This window comes from Enteroscipio rubneri, from assembly GCF_002899715.1.
GTDB classification, from domain to species: domain Bacteria; phylum Actinomycetota; class Coriobacteriia; order Coriobacteriales; family Eggerthellaceae; genus Enteroscipio; species Enteroscipio rubneri.
Window position 1 is genome coordinate 28824 of sequence record NZ_PPEK01000012.1, and the last position, 17661, is coordinate 46484.

Annotated in this window: 15 protein-coding genes; 6 read left to right on the top strand and 9 right to left on the bottom strand. The window is 62.8% G+C overall.

All coding sequences use genetic code 11. The features are described from left to right. Positions 1-28: 28 nt before the first annotated feature. Together C2L71_RS09335 and C2L71_RS09340 are read right to left on the bottom strand one after the other, a co-directional pair. Positions 29-565: a hypothetical protein gene (locus C2L71_RS09335; protein WP_103265498.1), complete on the bottom strand. Its 537-nt coding sequence runs from the start codon at positions 563-565 to the stop codon at positions 29-31. Further along, positions 562-888: an HIRAN domain-containing protein gene (locus tag C2L71_RS09340; protein ID WP_103265499.1), complete on the bottom strand. Its 327-nt coding sequence runs from the start codon at positions 886-888 to the stop codon at positions 562-564. The genes C2L71_RS09335 and C2L71_RS09340 overlap by 4 nt, the downstream gene beginning before the upstream one ends. Before the next feature lie 212 nt (positions 889-1100). Between C2L71_RS09340 and C2L71_RS09345 the strand changes: the two genes are divergently transcribed. Next, positions 1101-2090, top strand: a complete 990-nt coding sequence (locus C2L71_RS09345) for a diaminopimelate dehydrogenase (protein WP_103265500.1) — start codon at positions 1101-1103, stop codon at positions 2088-2090. Positions 2091-2847: 757 nt separating this feature from the next. Here the strand turns inward: C2L71_RS09345 and C2L71_RS09360 are convergent. Further along, complete coding sequence (locus C2L71_RS09360) at positions 2848-4272, bottom strand: amidophosphoribosyltransferase (protein ID WP_103265503.1); 1425 nt, start codon at positions 4270-4272, stop codon at positions 2848-2850. Positions 4273-4599: 327 nt separating this feature from the next. On the opposite strand from C2L71_RS09360, the gene bfr reads away from it, so the two are divergent. Continuing rightward, positions 4600-5064, top strand: coding sequence for a bacterioferritin (gene bfr / locus C2L71_RS09365; RefSeq protein WP_103265504.1), 465 nt, complete (start codon positions 4600-4602; stop codon positions 5062-5064). Positions 5065-5364: 300 nt separating this feature from the next. Continuing rightward, positions 5365-8313, top strand: a complete 2949-nt coding sequence (locus tag C2L71_RS09370; RefSeq protein WP_187143326.1) for an AAA domain-containing protein — start codon at positions 5365-5367, stop codon at positions 8311-8313. A 4-nt stretch (positions 8314-8317) separates the two neighbouring features. Here C2L71_RS09370 and C2L71_RS09375 read toward each other — a convergent pair whose 3' ends face one another. The 3 genes from C2L71_RS09375 to C2L71_RS09385 all read right to left on the bottom strand — a co-directional run bounded on the left by C2L71_RS09375 (position 8318) and on the right by C2L71_RS09385 (position 11662). Beyond that, on the bottom strand, positions 8318-10471 hold the full coding sequence (locus C2L71_RS09375; RefSeq protein WP_239926591.1) for a HelD family protein: 2154 nt from the start codon (positions 10469-10471) through the stop codon (positions 8318-8320). Between the two features lie 342 nt (positions 10472-10813). Continuing rightward, positions 10814-11224: a peptide deformylase gene (locus tag C2L71_RS09380; RefSeq protein WP_103265506.1), complete on the bottom strand. Its 411-nt coding sequence runs from the start codon at positions 11222-11224 to the stop codon at positions 10814-10816. A gap of 18 nt (positions 11225-11242) precedes the next feature. Continuing rightward, positions 11243-11662, bottom strand: coding sequence for a peptide deformylase (locus tag C2L71_RS09385; protein ID WP_103265507.1), 420 nt, complete (start codon positions 11660-11662; stop codon positions 11243-11245). A 206-nt stretch (positions 11663-11868) separates the two neighbouring features. Between C2L71_RS09385 and C2L71_RS09390 the strand changes: the two genes are divergently transcribed. Both C2L71_RS09390 and C2L71_RS09395 read left to right on the top strand, forming a co-directional pair. Continuing rightward, positions 11869-12150 (top strand): helix-turn-helix domain-containing protein, encoded by a 282-nt coding sequence (locus C2L71_RS09390; protein WP_103265508.1) that lies wholly within the window; start codon positions 11869-11871, stop codon positions 12148-12150. Further along, the gene (locus C2L71_RS09395) at positions 12134-13312 is read left to right on the top strand and encodes a type II toxin-antitoxin system HipA family toxin (RefSeq protein ID WP_204600476.1); all 1179 of its coding nucleotides are present in this window, start codon (positions 12134-12136) and stop codon (positions 13310-13312) included. The genes C2L71_RS09390 and C2L71_RS09395 overlap by 17 nt, the downstream gene beginning before the upstream one ends. A gap of 9 nt (positions 13313-13321) precedes the next feature. Here C2L71_RS09395 and C2L71_RS09400 read toward each other — a convergent pair whose 3' ends face one another. Together C2L71_RS09400 and C2L71_RS12160 are read right to left on the bottom strand one after the other, a co-directional pair. Continuing rightward, the gene (locus C2L71_RS09400) at positions 13322-13798 is read right to left on the bottom strand and encodes a SufBD protein (protein ID WP_103265509.1); all 477 of its coding nucleotides are present in this window, start codon (positions 13796-13798) and stop codon (positions 13322-13324) included. Between the two features lie 6 nt (positions 13799-13804). Then, complete coding sequence (locus tag C2L71_RS12160; RefSeq protein WP_170042483.1) at positions 13805-14398, bottom strand: hypothetical protein; 594 nt, start codon at positions 14396-14398, stop codon at positions 13805-13807. Between the two features lie 136 nt (positions 14399-14534). On the opposite strand from C2L71_RS12160, the gene C2L71_RS09410 reads away from it, so the two are divergent. Next, a complete protein-coding gene (locus C2L71_RS09410; protein WP_170042485.1) occupies positions 14535-17096 on the top strand; it encodes a DUF4268 domain-containing protein in 2562 nt (853 codons plus the stop codon). A gap of 24 nt (positions 17097-17120) precedes the next feature. Here the strand turns inward: C2L71_RS09410 and C2L71_RS09415 are convergent, their stop codons facing one another. Further along, positions 17121-17600, bottom strand: a complete 480-nt coding sequence (locus tag C2L71_RS09415) for a helix-turn-helix domain-containing protein (protein WP_103265512.1) — start codon at positions 17598-17600, stop codon at positions 17121-17123. Positions 17601-17661: the final 61 nt, after the last annotated feature.

Genomic DNA, 17661 nt, shown 5'->3' on the forward strand with positions numbered 1-17661 from the left:
CCGGCTTTTTTCTGGTGTCGACGAAGCCTCAGACGGCGTGCGGCAACGACCAGATGCGACACGACTCGCGCGAGTGTGCACCCGTGGGCAACGTGCCTCCGATGGTGATGCTCCCTCCATCATCGAGGGTTGTTTCGAGCTCTACAATAAGCTCGCTTTCGTCTGTGTGCAGCACGAAGTTTTCTGCCCGCCGGCCGATCGCGTACGAACAAGGGCGGAAGCTTCTCCATCGCAGGTTCGACGGCTTCTCGGGCTGCGATAGTCCTGTGCGGCATTCGAACGTCGCTAAAGGTTCGTCGGTCTCTATCCTGCCGATGAACAACGCAATATAGGGCCTTCGCATGACGAACGCGGCGATATCGCATTCTTCAAGTCGTATGAGGAACGGCGCGTCAGCAAGATAGTCGCATTCGTTTTCATCCCAGAGCGTCAGCACGTCGACTACAAGCGATCCGGCGGCATCGCGGGCCTGGCGCCTGTTCGCATCCGTTACGCCTTGCGCGTCGTCGAACCAACGCCGGTGAAGATTCGCGAATGTCGTAGCTGCGTCGAGGAGGCGAGTCATCGGGCATCCTGTACGTACAGACCCACACGAACCTGGTGCCAGGGGGCTGCTTCGGGGTCGACCTGAAGGATGCGCAGTTCGAACGCCTCGGCGTGTCCATATGCGCACATAAGGGATACCGCTCGGTTTTGATCAGAGGGAATGTAACCCAGCTTCACGTCTTCGTGATAAATGGCGACCGCTGCGGGATCATGCGGATTTTCAGGCTCGGGCGCAATACGGAGCGTCGCTCCGGGTTTGAGTTCGTTTAGGACGAGCGCACCGTCCCAATGCTGGTATCCTGCGATGTAGTACGTTGCCAGATGGCGCGACGGTTCGTACATGACTGCCTCCTTCGTCCCTTCGTTTCCTCGCGATGCCAATAGTACGCGTTTGCGTCGATGCGCCTGTCCTGCGCATGGGACAGGTAGAGTTCTTTTCCCGAATATGCGGCGATGGGGCTTTCTTGAAATCCGCTGAGTCACGTTGACGCTTACACGGCCGTTCCTCCATCATGGAAGGAAAGCATCCGCAGCAAAAGCGATGAGGAGAGCATATGGCGAAAACGCGCATCGGCATTTTGGGATACGGCAACCTGGGTAGAGGCGTGGAGCTTGCCTGTCGCCAGAACGACGACATGGAGTTCGCGGCGCTGTTCACGCGGCGCGATCCGGCGTCGGTAAGGCCGCTAACGGCCGGCGTGCCCGTGTACGCGGCCGATGATCTGGCTGCTCATCGGGACGACGTGGATGTTCTCGTGCTGTGCGGAGGAAGCGCGCGCGACCTGCCCGAGCAGACGCCGGCATGCGCGAGCCTGTTCAACGTGGTGGACTCGTTCGACACGCACGCAAACATACCCGTGCATTTTGCGAACGTGGACGTGGAGGCAAAGGCGGCCGGCACGGTTGCCGTCGTGTCGGGAGGATGGGATCCGGGCATGTTCTCGCTTGCGCGCTTGTATGCCGAGAGCGTCCTGCCCGAAGGCAAGGACTATACGTTCTGGGGTCGCGGCGTGTCCCAAGGGCACAGCGATGCCATCCGTCGCGTCGAAGGCGTGGCCGACGCTCGCCAGTACACGGTGCCCGTGCACTCTGCGCTCGAGGCGGTGCGCGCAGGTGAGGATCCCGAACTCACCACCCGTCAGAAGCACACGCGCGAATGTTACGTGGTTGCTGAGGAGGGCGCCGATAAAGCCGCTATCGAGCGTGCGATCGCGGAAATGCCGAATTACTTCGCCGACTACGACACCACCGTGACATTCGTGACGCAGGAAGAGCTTGATCGCGACCACGCTGGCATTCCGCACGGCGGCTCGGTCATCCGTTCGGGAGCGACTGGCGAGCGTGGTGAGAGCCGTCACGTGATCGAATATGCGCTCAAGCTAGATTCCAACCCTGAGTTCACCGGAAGCGTTCTTGTAGCTTGCGCCCGAGCGGCGCATCGTCTCGCCCGCGAGGGCCATACGGGCTGTAAGACGCTATTCGACATACCGCCGGCGTACTTGTCGCCGAAAAGCGCCGAAGAGCTGCGTGCGAGCATGCTGTAGTTCCTTATTCGGTATTCAGAGCACTGCCGCAGCAAGCGAGATAGCAGCGAAAATCGTCCCGGCGCATGCGGCTTTCACGCGTTCGCGCTCCGAGAGGTCGAATGACACGCCCGCCAGGCTTCGATACGGCGTGGTCGGGCTCTCGCCGGTGCTTGCTTGCCGGGCTTCGAGCATTGCTCGGGTATGCGCAGGATGACGGATTTTCGAACCGCCCGGACATGCGATCACATGGATGCTCGGGCGACCGTCTTTTTTCGGACGCTCGTGTAGTCCGCGGGGCGCTGTCGATTGGAAGATGGGGAGAGCCGTCTTTCGGTGCACGTGCAGTGCTGCAGGGGTTCCCATATCGTGCTCCTCTCGTCGTGTCGATCGCTTGTGAAGAGCAGTGTACGACGGATGGGATGTATCAAGAGTACCTAAAAGGGTACACCGAGTGCATGCGCATGTCGCAGTCCGAAAAGATCGCGAGCGCTCATGCGCGCTCGCGTTTCCTGCGCCGGGAGTCCCACAACGTGAAGCGGCTTGTATACGGCTCCCTCACGTTCAAGCATGCCCTTGATATGAACGACCGACAAGGCGATGCCGTCGTGCGGAAAGGCAAGCGACGGCAGGTCGCGCTTCGGAATACGAGTACGTCGGGCGAGGGTGATGCGAGGCCTGAAAGGCTTGTTGCCGAAAGGCGCGGCCCCGCGCCCAGCTGCCGCGTAGCCCTGCACAGCGTGCGAGGAGGGCCTTCGAAAGGCTCTGCTGCAGGATCCTACTCGCGCCCCGTCCAGCAATAGGTACACACTTTGTCGCGATCGATGCCGATGGCATCGAGCATGCCGTCGAGCGACTGGTAGCCGAGCGAATCGAAGCCCATCTGCTCGCAGATGGCGTGCAACATGCAGCGCCCGCGTTCGGTAGTGCCGTCGGCGTACTCGTCAAGATGTCGCTGCCCCTCGTCGCCTTCGAGTTCCTGCACGACGCGGCGCGCCAGAAGCTCCATCTCGGATTTGGTGCTCGAGAAGCTCAGATACTTGCAGCTAAACATGATAGGCGGGCAAGCCGACCGCATGTGCACCTCGTCGGCTCCGCACTCGTACAGGAAATCTACGGTTTCGCGCAACTGGGTGCCTCGCACAATGGAGTCGTCCACGAACAGCAGCTTCTTGTCTCGAATGAGCTCGGGTATATGTATCTGCTTCATCTTGGCTACGCGGTTGCGCACATCCTGATTGCTCGGCATGAAGGAGCGCGCCCACGTGGGGGTGTATTTGATGAAGGGGCGTGCGAAAGGGATCTTACATTCCGTCGCGTACCCGATGGCATGGGGAACACCTGAGTCCGGTACGCCCGCCACGTAGTCAAGCTCGGGCAAGGTGCCGTCCCGTTCTTCGGTCTGCGCCATGATTGCGCCATTGCGATAGCGCATGACTTCAACGTTTACGCCTTCGTAGTTCGAATTCGGATAGCCGTAGTACGTCCATAGGAAAGCGCATATCTTCATCTCGTCGCCAGCCGGGGAGATGGTCTCGAATCCGTCGGCATCGACGAGCACGATCTCGCCCGGGCCTAGCTCGTAAGCGTCGTCGTAGCCCAGCTTATGGTAGGCGAACGATTCGAAGGAGATGCAGAAACCCTCGTCGTTCTTTCCTATGAGCACCGGCAGACGGCCCATCTTGTCGCGCGCTGCGATGATCTTGCCATTTTCGGTCATGATAAGCAGCGTAAGGGAACCTTCGATCGAATCCTGGGCGAACTTGATACCCGAGACGAAATCGTCCTTCTGATTGATGAGCGCCCCAACGAGCTCCGTGGTGTTCACCGCTCCTGAGCTCATTGCCATGAACTGCCTGCCGCAGTTTGCAAAGTAGGATTCCACGAGCTCTTCGGCGTTGTTGATGGCGCCGACAGTCGTGATGCCGAACACTCCCAAGTGCGAGCGCACGAGCAGCGGCTGAGGATCGGTGTCGCTGATACAGCCGATGCCGCTCATGCCGTGGAATCCGGGCAGGTCGTCCTCGAATCGGGTGCGAAACGGCGTGTTCTCGATAGAATGGATCTCGCGCTGGAATCCCTCGTCCTCGTCGTAAAAGATCATGCCTGCGCGCCGCGTTCCGAGATGCGAATGATAGTCGACGCCGAAAAACACGTCCAACACCACGTCGCGATGAGATGCCGCCCCGAAGAATCCGCCCATTGCGCACCTTCCGTCCTGCTTGCCTGTCTTGCCAACGAAGCTTTCAGTATAAAGGTTGAAGCGACCTGCCGCACCGAGGTTGGCGCTCGGTTCGCGTATTCTGCACGGATTCCGCCATTCGGAGGCGAGCTGTTCAACATTCGAAACCCCGTACGGCGAACGGTTGGCGGGCGGTCGTTTGACGCCGCCGTGTCGGGCGGGCGACGGCGTGGACACGATCTGCGTTCGGAAACCGCAGCTGCGGTCAAGCGCGCGTACAGTGGACGGGATCAGGAGTCGTCGCGCGACGGCTCCTTCCCGATATGCGCCGTTGGAAGGATTGTCACCATGAAGGGAAACCAGGAACTCATCGATACGCTGAACTCGCTTTTAGCAGGCGAGCTGACCGCTATCAACCAGTACATGGTCCATGCGGAGATGTCCGAGGATTGGGGCTATACCCGCCTGAGCGAGAATTTCAAAAAGCGCTCGATCACCGAGATGAAGCATGCCGAGCGCCTCATCGAGAGGATCCTGTTCTTGGAGGGCACGCCCATCGTGTCCCGCCTGGAAGAGATCTGCATCGGCGCCGAGATACCCCAGCAGGTGGACAACGATCACGCTAAGGAGCTCGACACGGTCAAGGATTACAACGAGGCTATCGTGTTGGCGGGCAACGTGCTGGATTACGCTACGCGCGATATGCTCATGGAGATACTCCAGGATGAGGATCGTCACGTTGACGAGCTCGAAGAGCTTCAGGACCAGATCGAGCAAATGTCGCTGCCGACCTTCTTGTCCACGCAGAATTAACGGACGAGGCTCATCGAGTTTTGCCAAGCTTTGCACAAAGGCCGCAGTCCGGAAGGGTTGCGGCCTTTGTTCGTGCCCGGATGTGCAGGGGGACGGGCCGGCTTCGGTTCTTGGATGCGACGATGGGTCCGTTCGCATATGGTTCGTGTTTGTTGCCGTACGCCCTCGTAGGAGGGTTCCGTTGATAGGATTACCTGGTCGCACTGGTATAATCTAAACGATGTTCATACGGCGGCTGCGTCTGCTGCGGGAATGGGGAAGCAAGTGGGCAAAAAGCGGGGAGTATCACGGAAGAAGCTCGTGCGATATTTCCGCACGGCGGCCGAGTTGTCGGGCAGGGCGGGCGAAGGCGCCGTTCCCGGCCGCGACTGCTACGAGGACGGTCAGGCGTTCTACTCGCTGCTCTGGTACTTCCGCTCGTGCATCGAGGACGATCTCGACAGGGCCGATCTCCGGCGCTACGCCCCGCTCTTGGACGCCTACCTCGGCGCCGACGTCGACGAGGTGCTGCATCCTCCAGCGATCGACCCGGCGCTCGCAGCGGAGGAGGAACGCCTGCTGGCCGAGCTGTTCCCGCAGAGCCCTCACCCGCTCAATGCGAACCAGCGGCTTGCCGTGCACAAGGCGCTCCATTACCCCCTGTCCATCATAAAAGGCCCGCCCGGTACGGGTAAGACCGAGACCATCCTGCGCATCGTGGCCCTGACCGTCGCGCGCGGCGAGCGGGTGGCGGTGGTGTCGACGAACGCGGCCGCCGTCGAGAACGTCGAGCGGAAGGTGGCCGCAGCGCTCGCCTTCCACGGCGAGAAGACGCTCGCGCAGGCTCGCGAGCTGTTCGAGGGCGACCTGGCGTACCGGGCGGCCTGCGCGCATGCGGCCCTGGGCAGCAAGGCGCTCCGTCAGAGGGCGTGCGACCCCCTGACCGGAGCGAACCTCGCGTTCGAGGCGGGCGAGCACGAGTTTCCCGACGGCGAGCGCATCGGCGGGTGGGAGCAGAACAAGCGGCTGGGTGAGTTCGCCGCCAAGTTCCCGTTCGTGACGAGCACGGTGCACTCGCTCAAGAAGTGCTTCGTCGACGGCGACGTGGAGAAGTACGACCTTTTGGTCATGGACGAGGCGTCGCAGACGAACCTCATCGTGGGCGTCGTGGCGATGAGCTGCGCTCGGCGGATGGTGCTCGTGGGTGACGAGGAGCAGCTGCCTCCGGTGATCACCGACGAGCACTGCGCGCAGATGCGGCGCGTCTCCGACGAATCGGGTCTGTTCAAGAAGCGCAAGCGCGGCGAGCGCTCGCCCTACGACATAAGCCGCGAGGGGCTGAGCTTCCTCTCGTCGTGCTACGAGGTGTTCAGCGACCGCAATCCCGAGCTTCGCACGATGCTGACCGAGCACTACCGCTGCCATCCGGCCATCATCGGCTTCTGCAACGAGGCGGTCTACGGCAACGAGCTGACGGTGAAAACGCCGGTGCGAGACGGTAACGTGCCGTGCCCCATCCGGATCTGCTGGTACGAGGGCGACTACCGCGAGGGGACGTGGCCCCCGGGTGCGCCGCCTGAGGAGGATCCGAACAAGAAGACGCGCTCGACCTGCGTGAACCGCAAGCAGCTGGCCATTCTGCGCGAGGAGGAGGCGGCGCATTTGCGCAGTCTGGCCGAGCGCGGGAAGTCCATCTGCATCCTGTCGCCGTTCAAGGGGCAGATATACCTGCTGAAGTCCTTCGTGCAGCGGCTGCTCGAGGACGTCGTGCCTGAAGGCGCAGTGGAGCTCGAGGTGGGCGAGGGTGAGGAGTTCGAGACGAGCGACCTCGAGCAGGTGTACACGCTGACCGTCCATCGGTCCCAGGGCCAGGAGTTCGACGCGGTGTATTTGCTGCCCGTGGAGGACGGTAACTGGGAGTGGCCTTGGTCGCAGGGGCGCCGGCTCGTTAACGTGGCCGCTTCCCGCGCCAAGGAGGAACTGTGCGTCATCCTGTCGACGAAGCTTCTGGACGGCGAGGTGCAGGAGCGGCTCGCCGGGCGGCAGGCCTACGTCAAGAAGCCGGCGAAGGCCGAGGACGATCCCCGCAACCAGGAGATGTTCGTCCGCAAGCTTGTGGAGTACGCGCATCGCACGATCGAGGGACTCTCCTCTGAAGAGGCAGAGCTGCAGCGCTCCCACCCATGGTTCGGGTTTCACCATTCGGTCGTCACGTCCATCTTCGACGACATCCCCTTCCTGCAGAACCCGCGGAAGCGCGGCGGCGACCATGCGCCCGAGCAGTGCATCGAGAGAGTCCTGATGGAGATGGACCTGTGTGGGCTGACCTGCGCGAAGCACGTGACGTTCGACCTGCTGAAGCTGGGGAAGGAGGGGCCGCGGTTGAGCGAATGCTGCGAGGAGGAGTACCGGAGCTCCTCCGACGCGCATTTCGACTTCGTAGTGTTCGATCCGGCGACGGGCCGTGTGGCGATGGCAATCGAGGCCGACGGCGCCCAGCATCGGTTCGATCGCAAAGCGGGCCCGCGCGACTGTTCGCGGAAACTCGCCGACGACCGGAAGAACGCGGTGGTGCGAGACGTCTGCCACGCGACGCTCGCCTGGCTGGGGCTCGTCCGCGATGGATCGCTCCACCCGGGCAGCAGCGCGCAGGTGCGAACGGACGAGGCTGAGTACCGCACGGGCTGGGACGATTGGGTGCACTTCCCGAAGGAGGTGGGGCCCGACTCGTCGTTCGTGTTCCTGCGCATCCCCTCGGACGGCAGCACGTTTTGGGAGACAGAGGCGTTGAAGCGCGCTGCCGTGCGGGTCGGGGCGGACAAGCTCATTGACGGCTATCCGCCGCCCACCATCGAGGCGTACCTGAAGGCGCAGCTACGCGCGTTCGAGGCGGGCGAGGTAGCGGGCCTGTACGTGGCGGCGGGGAAGGCCGAGAAGAAGCCGCGACGGCGGCTCGAGCGCGCGGCTATGCAGGAGGACCGTCCGATGACGATCACAGGGTGCTTGGAGGAATGGCGGCGCGACCCGCGCCTCGCCGCGCTGCTCGAGGGGATGGAGGCGAAGGACCTGAACGCCTGCCTCCTGCGTGCCGGCTATCACTACCTCGAGAACGGGGACTGGAGTCAGCGCAAGCCCACCAAGCTCGGCGAGGGGGCAGGCATGTCGACGCACAGCGGGGAGCGGGCGGGCAGGTCCTTCTCGTGCCCCCAGTACTCGCAGGCCGCACGCGACTTCCTTGCCGAGCGCATGGAGGATATTCTGAAGGCGTGACGCGCTAGGACGCGGCACCTTCCAGTAGCGGCGTGAGCGCGCCCCTCGCGAGGACGGCAATGCCGCGCGTGGCGCGCGAGAGCGTGGTGTAGAGGCGGCGGCGGGCCAGGTCGTCGTCGGCGGGGAAGACGCGCGGCGAGGCGTCCGGGACGATGACGTGGTCGAACTCGAGGCCCTTCGCCAACTTGAGCGTGATGAGTACGATGCCGCTTTCGGGCAGCTCGCCGCGCTCGTCCAAGAGCGGCGGCGCGTCGTCGCCGAGCAGCGCCTGCAGCCGCTTGGCCTCATATTTCCACGGCACGATGACGGCGGCGAGCCCCTCGGCCGCGCGTGCCCCGGCCACGGCAGCGTGCAGGGCGTCCGCGTAGGCGTCGTCTCCGAAGGCGCGGACGGTCGGCGGCTCGTCGGCGCGCTGGATGGAGGAGACCTGGAGCTGCTCCTCGGATGGCAGCAGGCTCGCGAACAGGGCGGTGATCTCGGGCGTCGAGCGGTAGCTCGTCATGAGGCGGCATTCCTCCACCGCGCCGCGCGCGGCCTGGAACACCTCGCGCACCTCGTCGAACGTGGCCGTGTCGGGCACGATGGCCTGGTTCGGGTCGCCCAGCAGTAGAAAGTGTGCGCGACGGAAGTAGCGCGCGAGCACGGCCAGCTGGGCGGCGGTGTAGTCCTGCACCTCGTCCACCATCACGTACTTGGCGTCCGGGTTGCCGAGGCCCGTGAGCGCCATCTTCAGGTAGAGCCACTCGAGCGGCGCGAGGCCGTCGGTTTCGAGGAGTCGCATGCCGATTCGGTCGATGCGCAGCCAGGCGTCGTTCTCCACGGCGGCGAAGGCGTCGGCGTAGCGGTCGGTCAGGTAGCGCAGGGCGAGCGCGCGCTCCTCCTGCTCGTCGGTCGGCGCGATGAACTCGCCGAAGATGCGCAGCTGCTCGTCGGCCTCGAGGGCCTCCAGCTCGTCGAGCGCCTCGTCGGTTCCGGCCATCTGCTTCAGGCGGCTCTCCAGGCGCGCGTGCAGCTCCTCGCGCATGAGCGTGATGCGATGCGGGCCGGCGGGGATGCGGCCGAGCTTCTCTGCCAGCTTGCTGATCTGGTCGGCGGCGATGAGGCGCTTCTCGCCGACGCGGACGTCCTTGAAGTCGTTCGCGTCGAACTCGAACGATTCGACAGCCCGGTCGATGCGCGCGAGTGCGGCGAGCGACACGTCGACGTCGCCGCTGCCGCGGTTGGGCGGCAGCAGGCGGCGCGCGAACTCGTTCCAGGTGAGGCTTTCAGGGTTGTGTTCGCCCAGGTCGGGGAGCACGCTTGCGATGTAGTGGCTGAACACCGGGTTCGGCGAGACGAGGAACACCTCGCTCGCATCGAGGCTGCCGCGCTGCTGGTAGAAGAGGTAGGCGATGCGTTGTAGCAGCACCGACGTCTTGCCGCTGCCCGCGATGCCGCTCACCAGCAGCACCGGCACGTCCTCGTGGCGCACGACGGTGTTCTGCTCCTTCTGGATGGTGGCCGTGATGGCCTTCATCTGCGCGGTGCGCTGCTTCGAGAGCGACGCGAGCAAGAGCGAGTCCTGGATGGCGACGGTGGTGTCGAAGTAGGCGTTTAGGCGGTCTTCCTCGATGTCGAACTGGCGGCGCAGCTTGAGATCGGCCGTGATGGTGCGGCCGTCGGCCACGTAGGAGGTGCGGCCGTTGTCCTGGTTGTAGTAGGTCTCGGCCACCGGCGAGCGCCAGTCCACCACGAGGCGGCGGTAGTTCTCGTCCGAGATGCCGGCCGTGCCGATGTAGAGCTCCTTGGGTTCCTGCCCGGGCTTGAACTGCAAGGCGACCTTGGCGAAGTAGGGCTGCTTGAGCAGGAGCTCCACCTTGGCGAGCTCGGCGGCGTCGGCGTCCTGCGCGAGGTTGTACCCGTCGATCACGCGGTTCATGGCCGCGAAGTCCGCGTAGGTCTCCATCGCGTCGGCGTAGGTGGCGAAGTTGGGCGCGAGCTCCTCGGCCATCGCCTTCTTGTCGGCCGCCGCCTCGCGCTGCGCGCGCTCCATCTTGCGCACGAGGGCGCGTCCGATCTGCTGGAGCTTCGCGTAAGTTTCAGCGAGGTGACTCTGCTCCTGGTCGAAGACGGGATCGGCGCTGTCGTCGGCGGGGTTCTGGAAGGGTTCGGTCGGCACGGGTTCTCCTTGCGGCGCGCATCGGTCAGGTTGAAAAGTTCGCCGAAACATTTTACCGGATTCGGCCGCGCGGGAGGCCGCTGTCAGCGATTCGTGGAATGCGGAAGGCGTTTGCGGCCTTGCGCCATGGAAATCCACCCGAAAACGCATCGAGTTCCGGTTCTGCGCAGGATTCCGTTGTTTTCGCAACGTGCGCGAGGGCGGGCGGGGGACTGTGGGTCCCTCCGACAAATCCGACCAGGGAAAACGAGCCGTGCATTCAGCGCGCGAACCGGAATGCCCGCGCGAAACCGTCGCAAGTCGCATTTTGCGAGGAATTCCTTGGCGCGGCTCTCTCGAGTTCTAGATCAGGATGCCGTTGCAGTGGTCTATCTCGTGCTGGATGATCTGCGCGGTGAAGCCGGCGAACGTTTGCTCGCGCGGTTGGAAGTCTCGGTCCTCGAAACGCACCTTGATGGTGCGGTGGCGCGTCGCGCGGCGGCTGCCAGGAAGCGACAGGCAGCCCTCCTCGGCCTCGTACGCGCCCGAGCGGCTGACGATTTCCGGGTTGAACATGACGCGCGGCGTGCCCTCGTCGTCGAAGACGATGATGCGCTTGGCCGTGCCGATCATGTTGGCCGCCATGCCGACGCATTCGTGGGCGTGTGCCGCGAGCGTGTCGAGCAGGTCCTGCGCCGTCTGCGCGTCGGCCGCCGTGGCGGCCGACGAGGGCAGCGAAAGGAACGTGCGGTTCGTCATGATGGGCCTGATCATTGCGATGCGCCTGGGATCTTAAACCAGCTTGCCCTTGCAGTGGTCGATCATGTGCTGGATAAGCTCGGCGGTCCAGCCGGCGAAGTCGCGCTTGCGGCTGACGAGGGCACCGTCCACCAGTTCTTCGTAGACCACCTTTATGCGCTCGAAGCGCGTCACCTTCGATTCGGCCTCCAGTGTGAGGCAGCCTTCGACGGTCTTGTACGCGCCGAGCGCCTGCTTGAGAACCGGGTTGTACATGACGTGCGGCTGCTCGTCCTCGTCGTGGTAGACGACGACGGCCTTCGCCACGCCGATTTGGTTGGCGGCCAGGCACGCCGCCTCGTCGAGCGAGGCGAGGGTGTCGAGCAGGTCCTGCGCCACGGCGGCGTCCTCGGCGGTGGCGGGCTCGCACGGCTGCGAGAGGAAGGCTTCGTCGGTCACGAGTTCTTTGATCATGATGCTCCCTTGCGGATAGAGGTCTCGTTCTTCTGCGTCGCCGCCCAGGCGCCGCTTCGGTGTCGGTCATTCTATCACGAAGATGCCAAGCGAGCTTTTTCGTCATCGTGCCGCAAGGGCTTGAGATGCATAAGCTTCAACTGTCGAAAGTGCTAATATAAGAGTCTTTTCTTGCTCTTTCAATAGAAAAGGCTATTATAGTGGCTATGATTGATTTCGAGCAAAAGACCCCAGGAGAAATCGCCCTCTCGATTGCGGAGCGTGTTCGGGCGCGTCGGAAAGAGCTCGGGCTCACGCAGAAGCAGCTGAGCGCAAAAGCTGGCATGTCGCTCGCCTCGTACAAACGCTTCGAGCAGAAGGGCTTGATCGCCTTCGACGCGCTGATCCGCATCGCCATCGCGCTTGGTAGCGAGGACGACTTCGACGGGCTGTTCGCGCAGCGCGGTTACGCGTCGATCGAGGAGGTCATCCGTGGCAAGCGCCGTTGACAAGCGGTCAGTCGGGCCTTTCGAGGACATCGATCTTGATGTGAGGTCGCTGATCGTCTCGTTGAGGAGCGCGCCGGTGGGAACGCTCGCGCAGACCGAGGACGGCGTGCTCGCGTTCCAGTACGCCGACTCCTGGATCGAGGGCGGATTCTCCCTGAGCCCGTTCAGCTTGCCGCTCGAACGGAGGGTGTTCGTGGCAAAGCCGCATCCTCTGGGCGGCGTGTACGGCGCGTTCGACGACAGCCTGCCCGACGGCTGGGGAAGGCTCCTCGTGGATCGAACGTTGCGGGAGCATGGAGTCGACCCCTTCTCAGTGGGGCCGCTCGCACGCCTGGCCATCGTGGGGAAAAGCGGCATGGGAGCGCTTGAATACGAGCCGGAGCTGCGTTTGGCGAAGCCGTCGGCGATGGGCGATCTCGATGCCATCGCACAAGCGTGTGCCAAAGTGCTCGCAACCGACTATTCGGAGGATCTTGACGCATTGTTCCTGATGGGGGGATCGTCTGGCGGAGCACGTCCGAAAATCCTTACGTCTATCGACGGCGAGGAATGGATCGTCAAATTCCCGTCATCTCACGACAAGGCCGACATAGGGGCGGAGGAGTTCGCGCTGGCGCTCGCCGCTCGCGCATGCGGCATCGAGGTGCCGCCGGTTCGCTTGCTGCCCTCGAAGCGGTGCGCGGGCTATTTCGCCATCAAGCGGTTCGACAGGACGCGCGATGGCTCTGGGAATGCGCGTAAAGTGCACATGGCTTCGGTCGGGGCGCTCTTGGAGACTTCGCACCGAACGCCGAACCTCGACTACGACCTGCTCATGCGCTTGACGCTCCGGCTCACCGACGACATGGGAGAGGTTGCGCGCCTGGTTCGCCTCATGGCCTTCAACGCGCTTGCGGGAAACCGAGACGACCATGCGAAGAACTTCACGTTCCTTTATGAGGATTCGCTCGGCAGGTGGACGCTGTCGCCCGCGTACGACCTGACGCGGAATCCCGGAATGAACGGTCAGCATGCCACGATGATCAACGGGAAAGGGTCGGGTATCGCGCGGGAGGATCTGCTTGCGGTCGCGTCGCGTGCGGGGCTGCCGGCGCGTGCGGCGCGCACGATGCTGGACGAGGTTGAGGGGAGCGTGAGGGAGGCGCTGGGGAAGCTCGGGTGAGGGCTGCCGTCAGAGCTTCTCGGCGCGCTTGCGCACGGCCTCCAGCGCTGCGGACGCGTCGGAGGCGACGAGCGGGGCGGTGCTGTCCGGGTAGCGGCCGGGGTCGATGCCTTCGAGCGCTTGGATGATGCGCGGCGCGAGCGCGGGTTGCGCTACGGCGAGTGAGGGTATGGCTTGGATGCATTGGCGCGCGGTCGTGGGTTTCGGGTCGCCCAGCAGGTGCGCGAGGTCGTCGAAGATGCCGGCCGTGCGCCCCTCGGCATCCCAGCGGGCGTTCGAGACGACGAGCAGGAAGCCCCGCACGCGCATGAAGGCGCTCTTCGCGTGCAGCAGGCGCGCGAACGTGTCGAAGTGGGCGGCGACGGCGTCGGTCGCTTCGCTGAGCGCGAGCAGCTCCTTGAGCGCCGCGTAGGCGTCGGCGTTGTCGCGGCCTTGCAGGCGCTCCACCAGGAGCTCGATGCGGGCGCGGTCCTCGTGATCGCTCATGGGGCTTTAGCCTCCGCCGTTCTTGCGCTTGAGCTTGGCGGCGATGCGCGTGGCCTTGTCGGCGGCGGCGCGGCCGATCTTCGGGGTGTCCTCGCGCACGTGGGTCGCGGCGGCCCTCGCGCCGTCGGACACCGCGTGACCCACCTTGGGGGCGGTTTCCCGCACGTGTCCGGCCGCCGATTTCGCGCCTGCCGCAGCGGCCCTCGCGCCGGTCTGGGCTCCAGCGGCGACGGTCTTCGCTCCGGCCTTCGCCGTGCGGGCGACGTCGGGCGCCACCTCCTTGGCCTTTGCGGCCGCCTTGCGCACGTAGGGCTCGGCCACCGGCGCCACCTTCGGCGCGACTTTCGCAACCGTCCTCACCGTGGGCATGGCGCGGTTCGCGACGCGCTTCACGGCCGGGGGGAAGGGGGCGAAGCGCAGGGCCTTCTCGGCGATGTCGACCGCCTTCTCGAAGGTCTCGGCGTACTCGGCCGTGGTTTTGGCCGGCTTGCCCGGGTCGCGCGGCTCTCTCGCGTCGTCTTGGGGGCGGCCTTCCGCTGTACCGGGCGCGTTGTCGTCCAAGGTGGCTTTCCTTTCGCGCAGGAAGGGGATTTGCTCCATTCATTCTGCCATATATCGTCCCATATGCATAAGTCGTTGCAGCATTATTCGTTATCCGACACTTTCTTGCTTCGCTATAATGAAAAGCGATGGGGTCGCGATGCGACTGAAGACGCCCATACGAAGGGGAGCGTTCATGGAACCATCTGCTGCGTACTTGCTGGACAATTTGTCGGCTCAGTCGCTTCGCTATATCATTCCGGTTTTCCAGCGAAAGTATGCATGGGATGAAGAGCAGTGTCGTCAGCTGTGGGACGATATTGTTGCGGTCGGGAATGCGGAAAGCGGCAGTCACTTTACCGGGTCTATCGTGTGGGTCCGAAACGGCGAAGTGGGCGGAGACGGTGGAATCACGGCGCTGCTGATCGATGGACAACAACGATTGACCACGCTGTCCTTGCTGTTGCTTGCTCTTGCCGATTTCGCACAAGACCATGAAGGGCGTGCACCGGATGGCGAGGATCTCGATTTTTTTGCAGAGGACATCTGCAACGATTACCTTCTGCACAAAAAGCGCTCGAAGGGACCTGATCGCTATAAGATCACGTTGTCGGAGGAAGACAACGAAACATACCACTCGCTTATCGAGCACGTGGTCGACGCTTCGTCGCCGGTAGTCGAAGAATCGCAGCGCATCCTGGATAATTACGAATTTTTCCGGTCGCGCCTCTCTTCGTATGGCGACCCAAATGCCATTTGGCGCGGCGTACGACGACTGCAGGTCATTTCGGTGTCGCTCAGTCCCGGCGATGACAATCCTCAGCTCATCTTCGAATCCATGAATTCGACGGGAAAAGATTTAGCTGCATCAGATCTCGTACGCAATTTCGTGCTCATGGGTCTTCCGGTCGACGAGCAGAACCGCCTGTACGAACACTATTGGCGGCGCATCGAGCGCACGTTGCAAAGCGCCGTTTTCGTCAGTGCGTTCGATGAGTTCTTACAAGACTATCTGACCATTAGGAATGCGCCCGAGGCTATCAATCGCAAAGACATTTACCCTGCATTCAAGCGCGTAGTGATCGGCAACGATATCGACGAAGGTTGCGAGGTCGAGGGTCTCCTGGGGGAAATGCTCCAGTATGCGGGCTACTATGCGCGCGTGCGTTTGGGATCGGAACAGGACGCTCTCTTGCGAGAGCGGTTTGACAACTTGGTGAAACTAGGCGTGACCGTAGTCGATCCGCTGCTCATGCATTTCTGTTCTTTGCAAGACAGTGGACGCATCGAGCGCAAAGAACTCGTTCGATTGTTGGATATCGCAGAATGCTACCTCATGCGTCGTGCGGTGTGCTCGTGCGCAACTAACTCTCTCAACAAGTTCTTTCCCTCCTGCATTGCGAAGCTTGAAGTGCAGGCTGAAATCGGCAGCGAAAGCATTTCGGATATTTTTCTGGCATTGCTTGAGCTAGAACGCGGAACGGCGCGCCGCTTCCCCGACGATGCGGAATTTGCCGGTAACCTGGCGGGTAGGAACGTATACGCATTCAAAAAGGCGCTTTACTTGCTGTATCGGTTGGAAAATGCTCGCCATGCTAAGAATCCGACCGACTTTTTCACGGGGCAGTTTACCATCGAGCATATCATGCCGCAGAATGCCTTGGCCCATGGAGACTGGATAGACATGCTCGGTGGCGAGGCTGAGGCTGCGCGTGTGCACGCCGAACTGCTGCACAACGTAGGCAACTTGACGGTAACCGCGTACAATTCGGAATTGTCCGATGGGACGTTTTCGGAGAAGAAGTCTCGCATGGTGGGGGGCTTTGGAAACGACGTGGTTCTGCTGTCGCAAGGGGTTGCCGCGGCGGATGAATGGAACGAAGCCGCCATTCTTGCGCGTCGTGACAACCTGGTCGCCGATGCACTCCAGGTTTGGGGTAAGCCGGTGGTCGACGAAACGGTGATGGATCGAGTGAGCGCTCAAGCGAAACCAAAGAGCGCCTCTGCCAGGGCTGAGACTTTCCGGGACCTCTTCGCGAACGGGTTCGTGAACGGGTCGACCGTTCTCGTGCATGAGGGAAGAAACGGCCGGATACTGGCATACGTGACCGAGGATGGGCGAATCAGGATCGAGAACGAAGACGTGGTCAAGAGTCCGTCCGTCGCGGCCATTCGCAGCCAGCAATTGCGCTTTGGCGGCGTGTCGTCGCGAAACGGTTGGCGTTATTGGCGGGTGATGGAGGACGGGAGGCCCGGCGTTATGCTGGATGATCTGCGCCTTCGTGCGGCCGCAGGACTTGACGTCGGCATCCAAACGGAGGAAGGCATCTGCGAACTGCGTGCGAGTTTTTGGGGAGGTCTGTACGAATACGCTTCCGAATACCCGGGCTTTAGCGATGCCTTTGGAGATTTGAGCGAGAGAGTGCGCAACACGTCCCATTACTGCGATCTCTCGTGCGGAACGTCCCGGCGTCATGTGTGCTTGATGCTACTCACGCGGCCCTCGTCACGGGGCGTGGCGGCGCAGGAATGGTTCGACGAGTCGGACGCCTATCCGGATTTTTGGAATCGGCGTGCGGAGATCAACCGCTGTTTCGACACTGAAAGCGAGCCTGAATGGGATGAGCCTGGCGTGGGCAAGAAATCGCGTTCGGTGACGATGCGGTATCCACTTGATGTGACGGATCCAGACACCTGGGAAGAAGCGTACGAGTGGCTTGTTCGAAGAGCTTGGGAGCTTCGCACGGCTTTTGCGTGAGGGGCGAAAAAAAAAGGGGGGGGGCTACTTCTCCTGCCCCAAATACGCGAAGACGCTGCGTGCGGCCAGGAAGACGCCGATGAGGGTCGTGCCGACGCCGATGCCGAACAACACGCCGCTGATGAAGTCGGTGGGATCCGACCCGCCGAACAGGGACGAGAGGGCGAGCAGGCCGATGCCCATCACGATGAGCGCGATGGCGATGATGGTGATGCGCTGGCTCTCGAGGCGTTGGATGCGCGCGAGCATCTCGATCATCTGGTCGTTGTCGTACATGCGCATGTTCTCGCGCTCGTTCTCCTCGCCGTCGAGCAGCTCGCTCACGGTGATGCCGAGGGCTTCGCACAGCTCGTTCACCACGGCGTAGTCGGGTATGCACTTGCCGCGCTCCCATTTCGAGACGGACTTGCTCGAGATGCCGAGGCGCTCCGCCAGCTGCGCCTGAGTGAGGTTGAGCTCCTTGCGCTTGCGGGCGATGAACGTGCCGGTTGCTATCTGGTTCACGATGGGCCTCCTCGGGCGGCGTGGTTGGCTGACGGGCCCATTGTCGCGTGACGGGCGGGGC